At 54.2% G+C, this 16,402-nt stretch carries 11 protein-coding genes; 4 read left to right on the top strand and 7 right to left on the bottom strand.

Annotation, left to right across the window (positions count from 1 at the left end; genetic code table 11):
• Nucleotides 1–25: 25 nt before the first annotated feature.
• The 4 genes from ABD903_RS17530 to ABD903_RS17545 form a co-directional block, all read right to left on the bottom strand.
• Nucleotides 26–1,249 (bottom strand): hypothetical protein, encoded by a 1,224-nt coding sequence (locus ABD903_RS17530; protein ID WP_345226476.1) that lies wholly within the window; start codon nucleotides 1,247–1,249, stop codon nucleotides 26–28.
• The gene (locus tag ABD903_RS17535; protein WP_111480544.1) at nucleotides 1,246–1,698 is read right to left on the bottom strand and encodes a QcrA and Rieske domain-containing protein; all 453 of its coding nucleotides are present in this window, start codon (nucleotides 1,696–1,698) and stop codon (nucleotides 1,246–1,248) included. Before ABD903_RS17535 ends, ABD903_RS17530 begins: the two co-directional genes overlap by 4 nt.
• Nucleotides 1,698–2,915: a di-heme oxidoredictase family protein gene (locus ABD903_RS17540; protein WP_345226480.1), complete on the bottom strand. Its 1,218-nt coding sequence runs from the start codon at nucleotides 2,913–2,915 to the stop codon at nucleotides 1,698–1,700. The genes ABD903_RS17535 and ABD903_RS17540 overlap by 1 nt, the downstream gene beginning before the upstream one ends.
• A gap of 914 nt (nucleotides 2,916–3,829) precedes the next feature.
• Entirely contained in the window at nucleotides 3,830–4,759 is a 930-nt protein-coding gene (locus tag ABD903_RS17545) for a replication initiation protein (RefSeq protein ID WP_345226481.1), read from the bottom strand.
• A gap of 1,301 nt (nucleotides 4,760–6,060) precedes the next feature.
• Between ABD903_RS17545 and ABD903_RS17550 the strand changes: the two genes are divergently transcribed.
• The 3 genes from ABD903_RS17550 to ABD903_RS17560 all read left to right on the top strand — a co-directional run bounded on the left by ABD903_RS17550 (nucleotide 6,061) and on the right by ABD903_RS17560 (nucleotide 12,261).
• Complete coding sequence (locus tag ABD903_RS17550) at nucleotides 6,061–7,461, top strand: DUF4365 domain-containing protein (RefSeq protein ID WP_345226483.1); 1,401 nt, start codon at nucleotides 6,061–6,063, stop codon at nucleotides 7,459–7,461.
• A complete protein-coding gene (locus ABD903_RS17555; protein WP_345226485.1) occupies nucleotides 7,458–9,038 on the top strand; it encodes an argonaute/piwi family protein in 1,581 nt (526 codons plus the stop codon). Before ABD903_RS17550 ends, ABD903_RS17555 begins: the two co-directional genes overlap by 4 nt.
• Nucleotides 9,039–9,168: 130 nt before the next feature.
• Complete coding sequence (locus tag ABD903_RS17560; protein ID WP_345226487.1) at nucleotides 9,169–12,261, top strand: DEAD/DEAH box helicase; 3,093 nt, start codon at nucleotides 9,169–9,171, stop codon at nucleotides 12,259–12,261.
• Between the two features lie 120 nt (nucleotides 12,262–12,381).
• Here ABD903_RS17560 and ABD903_RS17565 read toward each other — a convergent pair whose 3' ends face one another.
• From ABD903_RS17565 to ABD903_RS17575, 3 genes are all read right to left on the bottom strand, one after another.
• A complete protein-coding gene (locus ABD903_RS17565) occupies nucleotides 12,382–12,951 on the bottom strand; it encodes a hypothetical protein (RefSeq protein WP_345226489.1) in 570 nt (189 codons plus the stop codon).
• A 142-nt stretch (nucleotides 12,952–13,093) separates the two neighbouring features.
• On the bottom strand, nucleotides 13,094–14,146 hold the full coding sequence (locus ABD903_RS17570; RefSeq protein WP_345226491.1) for a site-specific integrase: 1,053 nt from the start codon (nucleotides 14,144–14,146) through the stop codon (nucleotides 13,094–13,096).
• A gap of 193 nt (nucleotides 14,147–14,339) precedes the next feature.
• Nucleotides 14,340–15,017 carry a hypothetical protein gene (locus ABD903_RS17575; protein ID WP_345226492.1) on the bottom strand — a complete coding sequence of 226 codons (678 nt, stop codon included), beginning with the start codon at nucleotides 15,015–15,017 and terminating at the stop codon, nucleotides 14,340–14,342.
• Between the two features lie 154 nt (nucleotides 15,018–15,171).
• Here ABD903_RS17575 and ABD903_RS17580 point away from each other — a divergent pair, with 154 nt between their 5' ends.
• Complete coding sequence (locus ABD903_RS17580; RefSeq protein WP_345226494.1) at nucleotides 15,172–16,098, top strand: toxin-antitoxin system YwqK family antitoxin; 927 nt, start codon at nucleotides 15,172–15,174, stop codon at nucleotides 16,096–16,098.
• The last annotated feature ends 304 nt before the right edge of the window (nucleotides 16,099–16,402 follow it).

Here is a 16,402-nt window from a genome sequence, read left to right on the forward strand (position 1 = left end):
TCAAGTAGTCTACGCCGGTAGCGGTTTAGAAATACGTGGAAAAGCCCAGCTGCACGGCGGCCGTGCGGGCAGGCGGGTTGCCCAGAAAGTCTCGGGCCCACTGGCGGCGGTAGTTGAGGCGGATAACCGTTTGGGCCGTGGGGCGCCAGCTCACGGCCGGCACCACGGCCAGGGTTTCGTCGCCAATGAGCCCGCCGGTTTCGGCGAACCGGTCGCGGTTCCAGTCCACGTATTCCAGGCGCAGGGCCGCGTTGAGCACCGCCTTGTCGAACCCGAAGATGGTACCCCGGAATACGGGCTGTACCAGGTCCACGAAGCCGCCGGCTTGGCGTTGGCCGTACTGCGGCGAGTAGGCATCGGGGATGTTCGCCCGCACCCAGGCCCATTCCCCGGTAACCACGGTGCGGGTTTGGGGTACGGTGGACGTAAGGTCCACCGCCCACACCTGCACGCCGCGCCGGCGGTCCAGCCGCAGCCCGTCGTCCTCGAACTTGTTGTACACCCCGCCCATGTAGGAAACGCCCACTTCGCCCACGCGCCGGTGGCGCAGGGCCGCCTTGCCGGTCAACAGGGGCACGCCGTTGAAGCTTTCTTCGAAACGGTCGGGGTTGAGCTTGCTGGCCGGCAGGTACGTGCGGTTCTGGGTATTGGAGATGATGTGGTCGTCGAACCCGTTGGTCAGGTAAGCCTCGTAGGCCACCACCCAGGTCGTGCCGAATTTCTTGCCGTACAGGCCCGCGCCGACGTTGCTCCAGGTGGCCGGCAGCAGCTGTGTGGCCGAGAGGGGCCGGTCCACGAACTCCCACTTCGGGCCGTCGTGGTTTTGGTTGAAGGCGCCGATGGGATTCATGACCACCCCGCCGCGCACGTTGAGCAAGGGGCTGAACTCAACGTCAACGGAGGCAAACTCGATGTTGATTTCCTTCGTGCCGTCCTCGAACTCGATTTCCGTCAGGAACCTGATGCGCTTGGCAATGCTGCTGGAGACGAACAGCGTGAGCCGCCGCATCTGGAACTGGTGGCCCTCGCTTACCCCGTCCGTGGCGGCGTACTGGTAGTTGGCTTCCACGTAGCCACCCAAGGCCACGGGCAGGCGCCCGGGCTGCACGAAGGGCCGGTTGTACACCGCGTCCATGTTCAGATGCAGGCGGCTCGTGTCGCGGGGCACCCGGCGCAGCAGCACGGGGTCAATCTGCGCCGCGGCGGGCAAGGCCCCGGCCAGCAGCAAGAGGGCAAGCAGGTGCTTCATGAGGTGGCCCGCAGGTCGATGAAGAGGTGCTGGGCGGCTACCTGCACCGGAAAGCGGCGCAGGTTCTGGTCGGCCGGGCCGTTGGTGACCACCCCGCGGTTGTCGTACTCGCTGCCGTGGGCCGGGCACTGCAGCGCCTGGCCGCTGACTTGCAGCTCGGCCCCGAGGTGGGCGCACTGCATCCACAGGGCCGCATACTCCGTGTCGCTGAAGCGGAACACGCAGATGGGGAAGTGCAGCGCCTCGTTGCGCACCACCACGTAGGGACGCAGCGCGCCGTCCGGGGCCAGAAATTCGCTCACCTCCAGCAGCAGCCCGTCCCGGTTCAGGGTGCCGGTGGCGTAACGGGTGGCGGCGCACCCCTGCAGCAAGGGGGCCAGCAGGGTGGCGCCCACGCAGGCGGCACAGCCGCGGCGCACAAAATCACGTCGGTCCATGAGGCTGGTCATCAGAGGCTTTGAAGAAAGCGCACGAGCTGGCGCTGCTGCTCGGCGGATAGGGAGTCAAACCGCTCGCGGCTGGGCTGGCCCTCGCCGCCGTGCTGGCGGATGGCGTCTTCGATGCTGCGCGCGCGTCCGTCGTGGAGCAGGAAGTAAGTGCCGCCTTGCGAGTTGGGCGACAGCCCCAGGCCCCAGAGCGCCGGCGTGCGCCACTCTGCGGGGGCAGCCGTGCCCTCCGTATAGCCGTCGTTGAGGCCCGGGCCCATGTCGTGCAGCAGCAGGTCCGTGTAGGGGCGCACCGTCTGGTGGGCCAGCGCCGCGATGGGCGAGGCACCGGTGGTCAGTTGGGGCGTGTGGCACTTGCCGCAGCCGATGCGCAGAAAGGCTTGCTCGCCGGCCAGCACATCCGGGTGGTTGGGTTCGCGTTGCACCGGGGCCTTGAGCATTTTCAGGTAGGCCACCACGTCGAGCACCGTCTGGTTGCTCACCTCCGGGTCGGCAAGCTGGCCGCTGTGCGCGTCCACGGCTTCGTAGCTGGACACGATGCCCATGTCTTGGTTGTAGGCCGCGGCCGTTTGGTGCAGCAAGTCGTAGGCCGCCGCTTTTTTGCCGTAGCGGCCGATGTAACGTCCCGCCTGCACCCTAGTCCCAGGACGTGCGGTGATGTAGCCCGGGGCACTGATCCAGTTGGGCCGGCCGCTGATGCCGTCGCCGTCGGCATCATTGGGATCGGCCAGGGCCAGCAGGGCCGCGTCCGGCACGGCGTCTAGGAACCCCAGGCCCGTGTTGGCCGGCGGTGTGAAACGGCTGTGGGCCGCGCCGGCCGGCAGCTGCTCGGGCTGGAAGCCGGGCAGGGCCCGGTGCTGGAGTTGGGGGCCGCCGCGCTGCAGAAAGAGGTTGCCGGTGCTGTCCACCTGCCCAAAGCGCGTGAGCGTGGTCGTCGGGTGGCCCTTGCCGTCGCCGGCGTGGCAGCTGCCGCAGCTGGCGGCCACGAACACCGGGCCCAGGCCGGTGCGGGAGGTAAAGACCTCGTCGTTAAACGCCACGTCCCCTCGCAGAAACTGCGCGTGTTGCTCGGGCGTGAGGCCCGCCACGGGTCCGTCGAGCACCGCGTCATCGGCGGGGGCTTGCGGAAAAATCAGCTCGCACGAGGCGAGCAGCAGCCACACCGCAGCCAGTCCGCTTAAGCGCATGCTGGGCTTGGACATGTGCGAGTCGAACTTCATGGGCGCAGCGTAAAGTTTTAGCAAAGAAACACTTTTTAGACTAGTCTAAAAATATTTTTAGCGTGACTTAATATGGATGGGTCTCATAGAGGGTTGGGTGGATGCGTTGGTGTTTATGGCCTCCCTTGGAGTTTGGTTGGACCGCTGAGCAAGGGTGGTGACGCGTGTTGGTTTAGCCGCGTTGGTCACAAAACGGGAAAGCCACCCGCCAACCACGCGCGGGCGGCCAACGGTCAGCCAGAACAGTCTTTTGCCACAGGGAGGACGCAAGGGTGCGCTCTTCCTCGCGGCGTTACTGCAGGCACCCCGCACAAATCCCAACATGTCTTCGGCTACGCAAGCGGCTCCCTGACAAGGGTTATACAGGAGCGTGTAAAAAGGGATTGAATGGTTGGTAAATGTCCAGCCCCCTTGCACCAGCTGATGGGCGTGGTGCAAGGGGGCTGGTTGGCTTGGCAGTACTGGCGTTAACTCCCTACCATACAGTCTCGGATGGAAGCCTACTACTCGCCTTTTTTATGCTTGTGAGGTTTTAAATCGGGGTGTTTCGGTCGGTTTTCCTCCGTGACCCGTCTTCTTCTGTCGGGGGTACCGTCTTCCTTGTTTGGTTTGGGGCCGGGTTTAATAGACATATTGATGCGTGGTTATTAGGGTTGAGATTTGGTTCAAGACCTAAAGAGCAGCAGGACTTGTCACTTTGGAAGGAATATATGAAAACTCACGACACCACGAAAACCGAACGCCCGGAGCGCTAGCCTGGATTGATGCCCAGATAACTCCTCCCTTGCGCCCCTGCAGCATAATGTAGAAAATGGACCTAGCCAGCGTCCGCACCCTTGAGTAGCAAGCCAACAGGAATAATGGCGGCTAAGCACAAGTCTAGGAGCGGTTGAAAACCAGGTGACCTGTATAGATTAGCGTAAACCCTGCATTTTCAGGAATAAGCCGCCCGGATTCTTAGTAGCCTTAATCTTGTCAGTCTTCAGCTTGTACACAAAAGCAAACAGGGCATCCACATGCTTCGCGGACTGCAGAATCTCCTGCACCAGTTTGGGCTCGGCAATGCCCAGCGTGTCGAGGTGCTTGCGCGCCAGCTGCACCTTGGCATCGTCAGCCTCCAGCTCGAAGGGAATGGGGAGCTGCTGGGGTACCTGGGTGTTGACGTAGAACTTGATGCTCTGGTAGGAGCGCCCTTTTTTCAGCAGTTCGTACTTGATGCGCAGGTCGGTGTGCTCGTTGATTTGGTTGGTGGCTACGTCAAGCACATACTTCTGCAGGGCTGAAATCTGGGCGTACTGCTCCGGCTCCTTGCCCGCCGGGTCCTTGAGCTTAAGCATGCCCTTGAACTCATCCAGGGAGTAGGTTTTGGTTTCCCCGATGTCCTTCCACTGCGAGGCCAGCTGGTAGATGCGCTTGGCGTACTTGCTCGACAAGCTGAACGCGGCCTGCAGGCGGTAGGAGGTGAAGTTGCTTTTCAGGTCAATCAGAAAGGGCCGCATGCGCTCGGATATCTCCAGCTCAATAGTGCCCTCGCCCTTGCGGTACAGCGCCGAGGCGAGCAGACTCACCTGTAGCAGGGTCTTGCCGTTCTCGATGTGGTAAACGCGGCTGTTGAGGTTCTCGGTGGATTCGAGCAGCTGCTTGTAGTTCCAGGTGCGGCCGGTCATCTCCATCAGCTCCTGCACCCGGATTTCATAGATGGTGCCGGCCTTGTCCTGCTTGGTGAGCTTGGAGAGCAGCGAAAAGACGATGTCCATCTCGCAGGCGCTCATCTCGTAGCGGGCCGTCGTCAGCGCGTTGTGCTGCCGTATTTCAATCGGGACGGTGGACTCGGGCGCGGCCATAGCTACTCTGGTAAGGGATACAGAACAAACATACGGCTTAAACCGGAAAGTAATAGAGACAAATTCAGTCTCTATCAACTTGCGAATTGCCGCTAAGCAGCCCGGCTTATAAAAGCTATTAGTTAGACTTATGAAACCTATTAGTTAGCCAAGCACGAGTGTTTTGCGAGACTTATAAAAGCTATTAGTTAGGCTTATAAAACCTGTTAGTTCAACCCTCCTGGAAACAGCTCAAAGCTTCTTCAGCGGCCCAAGTGACTTATGAAACCTATTAGTTAAGTCGCAAGACCGAACTAATAGACGTTTTTAAAAGACCTGTTAATAAGCTTATGAAAGCTATTACTTGCGCTTATAAAACCTATTACGCAGCTTATAAGACCTATTACTTCGCTTATGAAACCTATTAGCCCGCTTATGAAACCTATTACTAAAGCCACTTAAGTAACTGAGGTATAAAAAGTTGCGAGCCCTGCAAATACCTTAAATACTTAAAATACTCACAAACTTGTTGAAGCTGCAGTACAAAAGCTTATAAAGTGGTGGTTTAGGGCGAAATCCGAACGAAAACAACAAAAAAAGGGGTCTAAACAAGCACAAAACAGCATTGCACTTTTTAAAGATTTTTTTACCTTTTTCTGCTATTTAGAACATCCTTATATACCTCAAAGGTAGCTTGTAGACTCTGCTGAAAGCTATGATAGGGCTCATTAATAGTTTTCATAAGTGTCGTGAGAGGTTCTTGACAGCTTATCTGCGAACATCAGAAACAACCTATGGAGTAGCCTTGAACATAGTAGCAGTGCTAACAGTACGCTATTGGCTTATAAAACCTATTCTTTAGCAGAATTGGCGGCCTGCAGTTCCGCTGAGCAGGTAAGTGAACTAATAGGTTTTATAAGTCGAAATGCGAGGTAACAACACGTGGCAGCAGATTATGGAATACTAAAGGAGACCTTAGCGTGATACTGTCCGGTTTCCTTAGATTGCAACGGAGCGAGTGTAGGCGTGTCAGGGCTAACAAGCGGCTTCTACGTACCTCTGAAGAGCTGATGACTTAATCATCACCAATCTAGTGGAGGGTGAGCATGAATGGCTAACCTTAGGTGTAAGAACGAAGGTACGGAAGCTAAAAACGGGGAGCTAATCGGTTGCCAGCACTATAAAAATTGGTTTCCAAGATTGCCAGCGCCTTAGTCAACAAGCCGCGTGCTAATATGAGAACCCGAAAGCACTATCTTCGTTAGCATTCCGGCCGATGCTAGTCTCGTTAGGCAAGCACTGCTGTAGCCACTGTCCTGCCTATGTCGAAAATCGTACGACCATCCCATATTATTGGCGAGCGAGGCGTCAACGTCTTTGCGGATTATTGCAACCGGCACCAGCCCTATATCATCTGGCGCGAGGAAACCAAAAACGACTTTGGCATCGACGGCGAGGTGGAGTTGACCGAAGTGAACGAGGACGGCAAAATCAAGCCCACCTCCCAAACGCTCAAGGTCCAAATCAAATCCACGCAAAGCAGCGCCAGCTATATTCAGCAGGAGACCGACGAGTCATTTAGCTTTTTCCCCCGCGAGGAAGACCTGGAATACTGGAAGAATTACCGGGTGTATGGCTACGACGTGCTGCTCGTAGTCTTTGACGGCCGTGAGGGTGCTGACATTCTGTATTGCAAGAAAATAACCAACATCGACGAGGCGCTGGCCCGGCCCAAAGGCAAGCGCAAGTCGCAGCCCATCGTGTTTTCCAAAACTGAAAACCGGCTGGTTACCGGGCAACACGATTTCGACACCAAGTACCGGGCCTCCTTCAAAAGCCGCGTTAATTACCAAGCAGCTGAAGTGCTCGATACCAACATGTTTCCCTTCAAAGCGGTGCCACGCTGGCTCTATACCTACCCGACGCACTACAAAACCAAGAAGGACATTTTCAAGAACATTGCCAGCGGCGAAGCTCCCTACTTCGTTATCTACAATTCAGTCATTTACACGTTCGTGCCCATTGAGAAGGACTTCAAACCTTTCTATGAGCACGTGGTGTCGGAAGGACAAAAGCGCACCGAGCACCGATACACCGAAGTGGTGGATACGGCCACGCTACGCAACCACTTTGTGGAGCTGCTGAATGAATACCTGAAGGACTTCATGCGCAAGCGGGGCCTGTATTACCAGCGCGACTTCCGGCGCTACTACTTTTTCCTGCGCAAAGACCAGACAGAATATAAAGTGCCTTACCGCACCCGCCGCGCCGAAAAAGTGACTGAGAAAAAGGTGGTAGAATACTACGAATACGGCAAGGACAATTTCTTTCGGCACTTAGCTGTGGCCGTTAAGCCGCTGTTTATCGAAGACAAAGTCTATCTGATTGTCAGCCCCAAATACTACTTTACTTCCGATAGAACGGCCCCACTGGAGCCGGAAAAGACCACCAAGTTTACGAACTACCTCAATCGGAAAACCTTCAACGATGGGGTAGTCGACCAGCTGCATTTCTGGTGGCATCATTTGGCCCGGGGCTCGCACGAAGCCACCATTTTCGATGGGTCCACCATGAACCAGCCGTCCATTCTGTTGAGTCGGCCCATTGATTTTACCGTCTCCTTCGGTATTCCGCTCGATGGAGAAAAGGTAGCCCAGAAGAAAAAGGCCGGGTCAAAATCAGCCCCGGCCACTCCTTTGCCTAGCTTATTCGACAACCAATGACGCCGGAACTACTCCCCGAACCGCTGCTGGAATTCGGCAACGACCGCCTCAGCGAAGACCCCAAGCAGGGCATTGCAATTGGCAGCTTCTTCTCAACCAGCTCGCGCACGCACCGCTCCGAAATTCACTATGCCCTGTTGGGTACCAACTATAATATTGAGAAGGCGCAGGAGTGGATTAAACAGTTTGAGAACCCCATCGAGGCCTCTGATATCGAGGTAAAGATGAAAGGTAACCGAATTGAAGCCGGGCAAGTAGTGGACTACGACGACGAGGAAAGCCTGCTTTTCGGTGCCGACCCCGTAGGCGAGGAAGAACTGGACGACGAGGAAGAGGAGCCATCCAGCTTCAAGAATAAGCGCCTGAACCCCGATTTCCCCGGCTTCAACGCGGAGTCCATTTTCCAATGCGGTTTCGTGAATGACGCCGCCAACAACCGCAGCGTCAAGGAAGCTAAGATTCAGGCCATTCTGGATGATTCCGAGCTAACCAAGTTCGACCGGGTCGTTCGCATCTGCGACCTCTACAAAGAGCAGTACCGGGACTTGCTCGAAAACTCGATGTCTCCGCCCGATATCTGCTTCATTGTCATTCCGGCCGCTGTTTTCAAAAAACACTCGTCCATTCCCTACAAAGGCAACCTGTATTTCAACCTGCGCCGCTACCTGAAAGCCCAGCTGATTGTCATGCCAAAGGCCATTCCTGTGCAGATTATTCTGGAAGACACGATACTTAGCAAGAAGAAGTCGCTACAGGACCTATCCATGCAAGCCTGGAATTTTGTGGTGGCCAGCTACTACAAAAACGCCGGCACCCCCTGGACGCTGACCTTGCAGGATAAGCACACCTGCTTCATCGGAATCAGCTTCCACAAGGTGCTGAATTCCGACAATAACCTAGTGCGCTCCAGCATTGCGCAGGCCTTCAACTACGAGGGCAAAGGCATCGTCTTCATCGGCAAGAAATTCAAGTGGGATGCGGATAAAAACAACACCCCCGCGCCCCATTTAACCTACGACTACGCCAAAGCGCTCATTGAAGAGATTGTAGATAAGTACAAGAAGTTTAATCAGAATATAGCGCCTAACCGGATAGTCATTCACAAAACGACGGACTTCTGGACCTCTGCCCAGCACGAGGAATACGCGGAAGCCGAAGGCTTAAAAGACGGAATACGGGCGGCTCTAAACGACGACGTCACCATTGATTTAGTGACTATCAAGAGTGCCAATATTAAGCTGCTACGCCGCAAGGGCAGTTACCCCGTCATGCGCGGCACCCACCTGCCGCTGGACCGCCAAACCGGCATCCTATACACCACGGGCTACATTCCCTACTACGAAACCTTCCCTGGCCAATATGTGCCGCACCCGTTGGAGGTTTCGATTTTTGAAGGCGAGTCAACGCTAAAACGCGTCTGCACGGAAATCCTGGCTTTGACTAAGCTCAATTTTAACAACTGCAATTTCTTTGATAGCCTCCCGATTACACTGCGGTTTGCGCAGAAAGTAGGAGAGATTATTCAGTATGCTGAGGATGATGATATGCTGCCGGATAAATACTACTACTATATGTAGAGGAGAGCATTAGTCGTCATAAATGACGGCCTTGTGCAATTCTGCATAAACGTTTCCTACCGATTTTCTTTAGATACGATGGTTTGCTTGTCGCGTTTTCTCATAGCCCTGTAACATTAACCACCTTCTGATGTCAGCCTTTTCGGACGCATACCAACAATTTTGGCTCAAGGAGCAGATTAAAGAAGGGGAAACGGTGCTGCAAAAAGGCTTGCGTGAGAATCAAGTAGGAGCCGTTGGAGCTATTCTAGCCCACTTCAGTGTCCGAGACGACGCAGCGCTTGTAAGTATGCCAACGGGCACAGGCAAAACAGCGGTTATGATTGCTGCTTGCTATGCACTCCGGGCAAGCAAAGTACTGGTTGTGACGCCTAGCCAGATGGTTCGAAAGCAAATTGCGAAGCACTTCAAGCTTCGCAAGGATTTGATAGATAATGAGGTGTTGAGTCCAGATGCCCCAGAGCCACGGGTATATGAGTTGAAAAGTGTCATCCACAGCAAAGTGGAGTGGGACGAAATCTTAGAAAATAATGATGTGGTAGTGGGTATCCCAGGTACCCTCAATCAGATAGAGGAGTTGCCCCAGGTACTGGAAGCAAATGCTTTTGGTGTGGTGTTGGTCGATGAGGCCCATCATAGCCGAGCTAAGTCGTGGGCTTATTTACTAAACCATTTCTCACCAGCTAAGCGCATACTTGTTACTGCGACGGCCTTCCGGAATGATAAGAAAGACTTAAAGGCCCGCTTGGTCTACAACTACCCATTGAAATTAGCTTATGACCGGGGCCAATTCAGTAAGATTGAATATATACCGGTGGAAACGGCCGGGATTCAGGAACCTGCGGCGCGTGACTTGGCCATTGCCCAAAAGACCCAACAGGTATTTGAGGACCACAAGCAGTATGGCCACAAAATCATCATCCGCACTGATTCCCGGCCCCGTGCTGAACAATTAAAGCAGCTCTACGACTCCCAAACCGACCTCAAGTTGGTGCTCATCTACAGCAAGCTGGCCCAAGCCACAATAGATAAGCGCATGGAAAAACTAGAGCAAGGAGATGCCGATGGAGTAATCTGCGTGGACATGATGGGAGAAGGCTATGATTTCCCCCTCTTGAAAATAGCCGCGATTCACGCTCCACATAAATCATTGGCCATCACCCTTCAGTTTGTTGGGCGAATTAGCCGAACAAATGTAGAAGCGGCAAAAACAGCAAGGGTTATTGCAAGTACGCACGATTTTGAGATTGACAAAATCCAGCTGTTTAAAGACACTAGGGATTGGGCAGCTATTTTGCCGGAATTGCATCGCGCAAGAACTGACCGCACGGAAGATGAGCAACGCTTCTTCGACACATTGGAGGAAGTAACGCCACCCGATGACTCTTATGTGGTCGATACAGAAGAAGCCCTGATGCTGGATAACTCAGAGCTGATTCCCTTCTTTCACACCAAAATCTATCGGCTGATTCCCAAAAGCGTTGCGGAGGTAGAAGAAGACGAAGAAGCCCCTGACTTAGTCGATTTAAGCATCGTCCCCAACTTCAACGGTCTGGCCAACATGAGCCGGGTGATTTTACGGCATCACCATGTGAGCACAGAATATCGACTCGCAATATTTGTGCTGGGTGAATTGATAACGCCCGCTTGGTATGGTGCAGACGACAACTTAAAAGACGTTAAGAATAGCTTGCTTCTGGTTTATTACGATAAGCCAAACAACCTGCTTTATGTATGTTCCTCGCTAAAGGATAACGAGTTGTACAAAGAGTTGGCCTCAAGTTATGTAGTCGACAACATGGCATTTGCCGAGATTCTTTCCCTACCAATGCTGAAGCGCATACTTGCTGGCTGGGAAGGTTGCAAATTTTATAACATCGGCATGCGGAGCCGGAAAGCAAAAGGAAGCAACGAGTCCTATCGCCAGCTTTTAGGAGGCAGTACCCAAGAACTACTTACCCAAGCCGATGCCTTTAACTATACCAGAGGCCATTCCTTTGGTGCTGGTTTTGATTCCGTATTAAGTGAGGATATGCTACTCGGCATCAGCACTAGTTCCAAAGTGTGGTCTATCATAGATGGCAAAGTCCCGGAACTGCTCGATTGGCTCAACAAATTGAGTCGTAAGATTTCAGATGCCGAGATGGACAAACTAAAGTCGCCTCTTACCGAGCTTGATTGTGGTCGAGATATCAGCGAGTTCCCCATCAATGCAGATAACGCACTGGTGGCTGCCGACTGGGACGGGTCCATTTACAACCGGGAAACACGGGTCGCTTTCTTGGATGCGGATGATGAAGTTGTCGAAGAGGCCTTGCTCGTGGCCTGTGAAATCAACATATGCCGCGAGGAGTGTACGACAAATCAACTCGTTTTTTGTGTTCAACGAGGTCAGGCTTCGGCCAAAATAGGTTACCGTATTAAGCCTGATATCGCTTTCTATTACCTCGATTCATCACCCTGCAGGCTACACGAGACACGAGGTAACAACGTACTACGCCAGAAGAGCCTGTTTAGCTTGCTTACGGATGCACCAATCAACTTCTACTTTGAAGATTGGTCAAAGCTCGTGGGACGCACTTTAATGGACTTTAACCCAAGCCTTGACCTTATTCCTGAGGGTGCAATTCAGACCATCGGTTGGTCGGGCTTGAATGTGAACGTAAACCGAGAGTTTTACACGGCTGATGACATTACTGCCAATGCGCAGGCTGGAGATGCTAGGCTTTCAATTCACCAGTTCATTGAGCAAATGGTGATGCCAGATTATGATGTGGTCTACTATGACCATGCTTCACTGGAGGTAGCCGACATCTTAGCCTTTCGCCCCGATAGTATCAAGTTCTTTCACTGCAAAAAGCAAAGCGGAGATGAGCCTCGATGCTCCGTGGATGATATCTATGAGGTCTGTGGCCAAGCAGTAAAATCCGCGGTTTGGACAAACAAGAAAGTGTTGCTGAACCGGTTGGTGTACCGAAACAAAGAAGGCGATACGGGCAATAGGGTAAGAAAAGGGTCACTTGATAAGCTACGTGACATCCTGACGGGAATCAGTAACCCTAACCTAACGGTGGAAATTGTGATTGTGCAGCCAGGCCTAAAAACCACTAACCACTCAGGCACTCAGATAGAAGCTTATCAACGCATTAAGAAGCTGTTTTCAGGCGCACATGCATACTTGCAAACAGTGGGGTCTTGCTCGCTAACAGTGCTTGCTACCTAATGTATTCAGCAAAGTCAGAGGCGATAGCAATGACCGCAGGCATAACCCTCCAAGGCTTATTCCTTCTATGTGCCCGAAGGCTGCGCCGAGGACACCAGGATAGTGTCGCAATTAGCCTACCTACTTGATGCTAGTTGAGGTTAGCCTAATACTCAATCCTGAGTTCGACCCAGCCGGCATGCCAGGCCCCCGCTGGCTGCCATCTAGGCTGTTTCTTATAATTAGAAGCACGCGGTTAGGTGCCTCTAAGTTGCCTTCAATTAACTCAGAACCCTTACGGTGTACATCGGTCTTTTTGGCCCTGTAGACCTGCACCATGTAGCCGTCTTGTATTGCACGGTGGCACACACCCCGCATGTAAAAGGCATTGAATTCACCTTCCGCAAAGGTGGTAGCTGCGTTTTCGGGTACTTGGCGCGTTACCGCCCCGCGCTTCTCGTGGGTATTGAAGCACTGGTGTTGTTGGAGGGCAGCAGCTAAGGTAGCTTCGGTGCCACTTGTGACAGCTTCGCGAAGCAGCTGCGGGTAGAGCTTGAGGCCAGTTTCGTTGAAGCGCTTACTAAAGTTGAGTTGGCTGGATTTGATGGCCTGCTCAACTTCGAGGAGCATGTATTGACGGGTCCTTTCGTCGAGGTTCTCAAAATTAAACATGGTTGATACCCAGCTGGTAGTGTGCTGCAAATTGCGCATTAAGAAGTTGGCAATGCAATGGAAGCAATAGCGCGTACTGTTTTTAGCTATGGGTGCGAAGGGTAAGATAATGGCTTCGGGACCAATACCCAGAAATTAGTGAGGTAATCATCATGCAGGCAGCATTACATCGGAGCGTACACTACAGTCCTAAACTTTGGGCAGCGTTATAGGATACGACGTTGTTTAGTTGGGTGTACCGCTCAATCATGGCATCTGTTTTCTGCTTGGTTTGGTTCTTAATGGCCTTGTGGGATTGCCCGTTAAGCACGGCCACGGTCACAAAAGACACGCGAAGGGAGTGGGCCGAGTAGGCTGACCCGAGGCGCTTTTGCACCAGCTTGTTGATGGAGATGTCGGAGAGGCGCTTTAGTGAGGGTATGGCCATATGTCCTGGAGCCGCCCGCGGAATCTTCACAAACAGCGGCCCCGTGGTGCGGTCCAGCAGATTAAGCCAGGCCCGCAGGCAGCGCACTGGGCAGAAATCGGCGTTGGGCGCGTAGAAAATGGCCTTGTCCTCCACCGCCCCGTACTGGTTGGTCTTGCTTTTTGCCAAGTGCACGAGCAGGGCGCGCTCCGTGAACTCCAGCTGCTCGATGTTCAGGTCCACCAGCTCGGAGCGCCGGAAAGCCCCGGCGAAGCCGAGCAGCAGCAGCGCCCGGTCCCGCAGGCCAGCCGTCGTTTCCAAGTCGATGCGGCGGATAGCCTGCTTCAATTCCTCGACCGTGAAAGCCGGCGCCTGGTCCTGGCGTTTGCCCAGGGTGCGGGCAATACCTTCCATCACCGTGTTGAGCGCGTCGAGCGTAGCCGGGAGCCGGTGGCCGGCAAGCTGGTGAGCTTTGCGGATGGCAGCCAAGTGCCGCTTGATGGTGGCCAGCGCGTGCGGTCGGGTGAGTGGCTGTTGGCCTTTCTTTTTCTTCCCACGGTTCCCGCTTACGAGTTCGGATTTCTCGGTAGCCAAGTAAGCTACGTATTCAGTCAGCGTGTCCACGTCGGCCGGCATCGCTTGCAGTCCCTGCTGCTGGCAGAAGGCCACGTAGCTTTTCAGGTCCGAGGTGTAAGCGCGCTCCGTGTTGGCCGCACCCTGCAGGCCGGCTTCCAGGAAGCCGGCGACTTTGGCGGAAGCCCGGGCCAACTGAGCGCTGACCGACTGGTTGGAATCAGGTGACGGGACTAGAGAAAGGTCTTCGCTCATGGGTAGAGTTTAGGGAATCAAAGTGAGCGCGCCCGCATACCTTATATATAAGGTATCAGAACCGACTGAAACGCCTCGTTTTTGCCCTTCAAAGATAAGTTATGATAAGTAAAGATTATCATAACTTGTTTTCATAACTACCGAAACTCTGGTTAGGTATGAGAACTAAGACTTATTATATCTTATGCACCGCCTATGCTGGCCGGTCAGCTTCACCCAAAACGGTTTTTAGTTTTCGCAGGTCTGCTTTGATGCGCGGGACAATGCTCTTGCCGTGACAGTTTTTGTAGCGGTCGAGTCCCTGGCAAAGGCAACGCTTCTTGGGCGTACCGCCCATATAAATAAATCCCTGCAAAGCGTTTTTCAACGCCTCGTAATATTGGTGCAGCTCTAAGGCAGCGTCGGGCAGGTACATATGCATGTCGCTTTCCCGCGTTCCGTAGGCATGTATCTTGGAAAGCGTTTCGTTGACTCGAATGAAGTCGTCCACTATGGGGTTGCCGGTGATGTTGATTCGCACGTTGTCTGTGTCTTGGCCGGTGTACTCAAACCCTTCGTTGTCTGAAACGAATAGCGTGTGTTCGGCCTGCACTTCCGTTGGAGTAACGTCTACAAGCTCTTCCTCTTCATCTTCCCATACCGCGTGCCTCTCCGCTTCGCATAGGATAGTTGTTTTATGGATAGCCCATCCATAGTGAATCCTCCCGCCATCTCGCTTTACCTTTTCCTCAACATTGTGGAAGCAGTTTAGCATTTTGGCATAAGGCTCCGGCCTAATAGGTACCAACTCGGGTTCGAACTCAACCTTCAACTTGTCGAGTAGCCGGGTAACGAAAACGTCATCCTTGGCTGGGGTAGTGGAGTGTAGCATAAGCGTAAGTAGAAGGGAACAATGGGTGGAATTAGTCCACCAAAATACGCGGCCAGCTACTGACCAGCTTATTGGGCCGCTTTGATTAGTACTCAAGCATCTTGTTAGTACATTTACCGACCGCCCTCCTGCTTATTTTACTAGCAAAGTCCCTATGGCAAAACTTTACTTTCTGCAGCTTCTACTCCTTATTATAAGTTTCCCCGCCCTGGCCCAGCGACCCAAGCCCGCCGCGGTTTCGCTGCCGCCCGCCGATACGGTCTACTTCGACCGGGACTGGGAACGCACCGAAACGCTGGAGGAAGTTGCCTACGCTCGCATTGCCCGCCACGACGCGGCCGGCAAAACTGTAGGCACGGTGCGCGACTACTTCTACCCGTCTTGGAAAAAGCAGTGGGAAGGCAAGATGGCCAGCGAAGCCCCCGACAAGCCCACGGGACTGTGCTGCGGCTGGCACGAAAACGGCCAGGTCAGCTTCAAGGGCACGTACGTGAACGGCGTGCAGCAGTCCGACTTTCGCAGCTGGCGCGACGACGGCCGGGAAATCAAGTGCAAGTCTCTCATGCAGGAGGCGTTGCCGCTGAGCACCGCCTCGATTCACTGCAGCAACTGCATGCACATCAGCCGCAAGGTCTTCACCGTGGACATTCCCGAAGGCACGGTGGGCATCGTCTACAAGCTGGATGTGCGCGACGAAGGCCAGCCCCCGGTGTCGTGGTCCACAGCCCTGGCCCTGGCCGGCGTCGTCGGCACGGGCGGCATGTCCGCGCCCGCCCTGCTAACTACGGCTGCTACGGCTCTCACGAAGCAGGGCAACAATGCGCCGCCCACCGTGAGCACCAAATGCCACTGGTACATTACCCCCGACGAAACCTCAGCGCAGCAGTTTCTGGACACGAAAGGCTACATCAAGGACGTAAAGAACTGCTTGCGGGTAGCGTCCAACACCCCCCAGGAAACCCGGCCCATCAGCCTGCCACCCGGCATCCGGCGCTTGTATGTGTGCGTGAACAACGATAACTATACCACCGACGCAACCGCGACGCTGAGCGTAACGGCCCTGGTGCAGACCTGCAAGTAAAGCGTCGCTTTCCCTAACCAAGTTGCCCCCGTTTCACTGGTGGCTTGCTTAGGCAGCCGTGGGGGCCCGGCTGGTCGATACCGTGCCTGGAGCACAGCGCGGTAACAGGGCCCGTGACTAGATTATCAAGGCGGGGGGCTATTTTCTGCCAACTCACTTCCACCTCTTTCGCAGACGATGTGGGGTAATGCTGGGCAACTCGTTGCAGTAAACGCTCAAGCTCGGGGATGGACATGGCAAAGGAAAACAGGCTGGGCACCTAGATGGAAGCGGCGATACTGTAGGACGAAGAAAAAGCAGGGTT

This window comes from Hymenobacter koreensis, assembly GCF_039541855.1.
In the GTDB taxonomy this organism is placed as follows: Bacteria; Bacteroidota; Bacteroidia; order Cytophagales; family Hymenobacteraceae; genus Solirubrum; species Solirubrum koreensis.

Coding starts and splice junctions, on each gene's coding strand:
- ABD903_RS17530 (WP_345226476.1), bottom strand. CDS start 1,249: ATGAAGCACCTGCTTGCCCTCTTGCTGCTGGCCGGGGCCTTGCCCGCC.
- ABD903_RS17535 (WP_111480544.1), bottom strand. CDS start 1,698: ATGACCAGCCTCATGGACCGACGTGATTTTGTGCGCCGCGGCTGTGCC.
- ABD903_RS17540 (WP_345226480.1), bottom strand. CDS start 2,915: ATGAAGTTCGACTCGCACATGTCCAAGCCCAGCATGCGCTTAAGCGGA.
- ABD903_RS17545 (WP_345226481.1), bottom strand. CDS start 4,759: ATGGCCGCGCCCGAGTCCACCGTCCCGATTGAAATACGGCAGCACAAC.
- ABD903_RS17550 (WP_345226483.1), top strand. CDS start 6,061: ATGTCGAAAATCGTACGACCATCCCATATTATTGGCGAGCGAGGCGTC.
- ABD903_RS17555 (WP_345226485.1), top strand. CDS start 7,458: ATGACGCCGGAACTACTCCCCGAACCGCTGCTGGAATTCGGCAACGAC.
- ABD903_RS17560 (WP_345226487.1), top strand. CDS start 9,169: ATGTCAGCCTTTTCGGACGCATACCAACAATTTTGGCTCAAGGAGCAG.
- ABD903_RS17565 (WP_345226489.1), bottom strand. CDS start 12,951: ATGCGCAATTTGCAGCACACTACCAGCTGGGTATCAACCATGTTTAAT.
- ABD903_RS17570 (WP_345226491.1), bottom strand. CDS start 14,146: ATGAGCGAAGACCTTTCTCTAGTCCCGTCACCTGATTCCAACCAGTCG.
- ABD903_RS17575 (WP_345226492.1), bottom strand. CDS start 15,017: ATGCTACACTCCACTACCCCAGCCAAGGATGACGTTTTCGTTACCCGG.
- ABD903_RS17580 (WP_345226494.1), top strand. CDS start 15,172: ATGGCAAAACTTTACTTTCTGCAGCTTCTACTCCTTATTATAAGTTTC.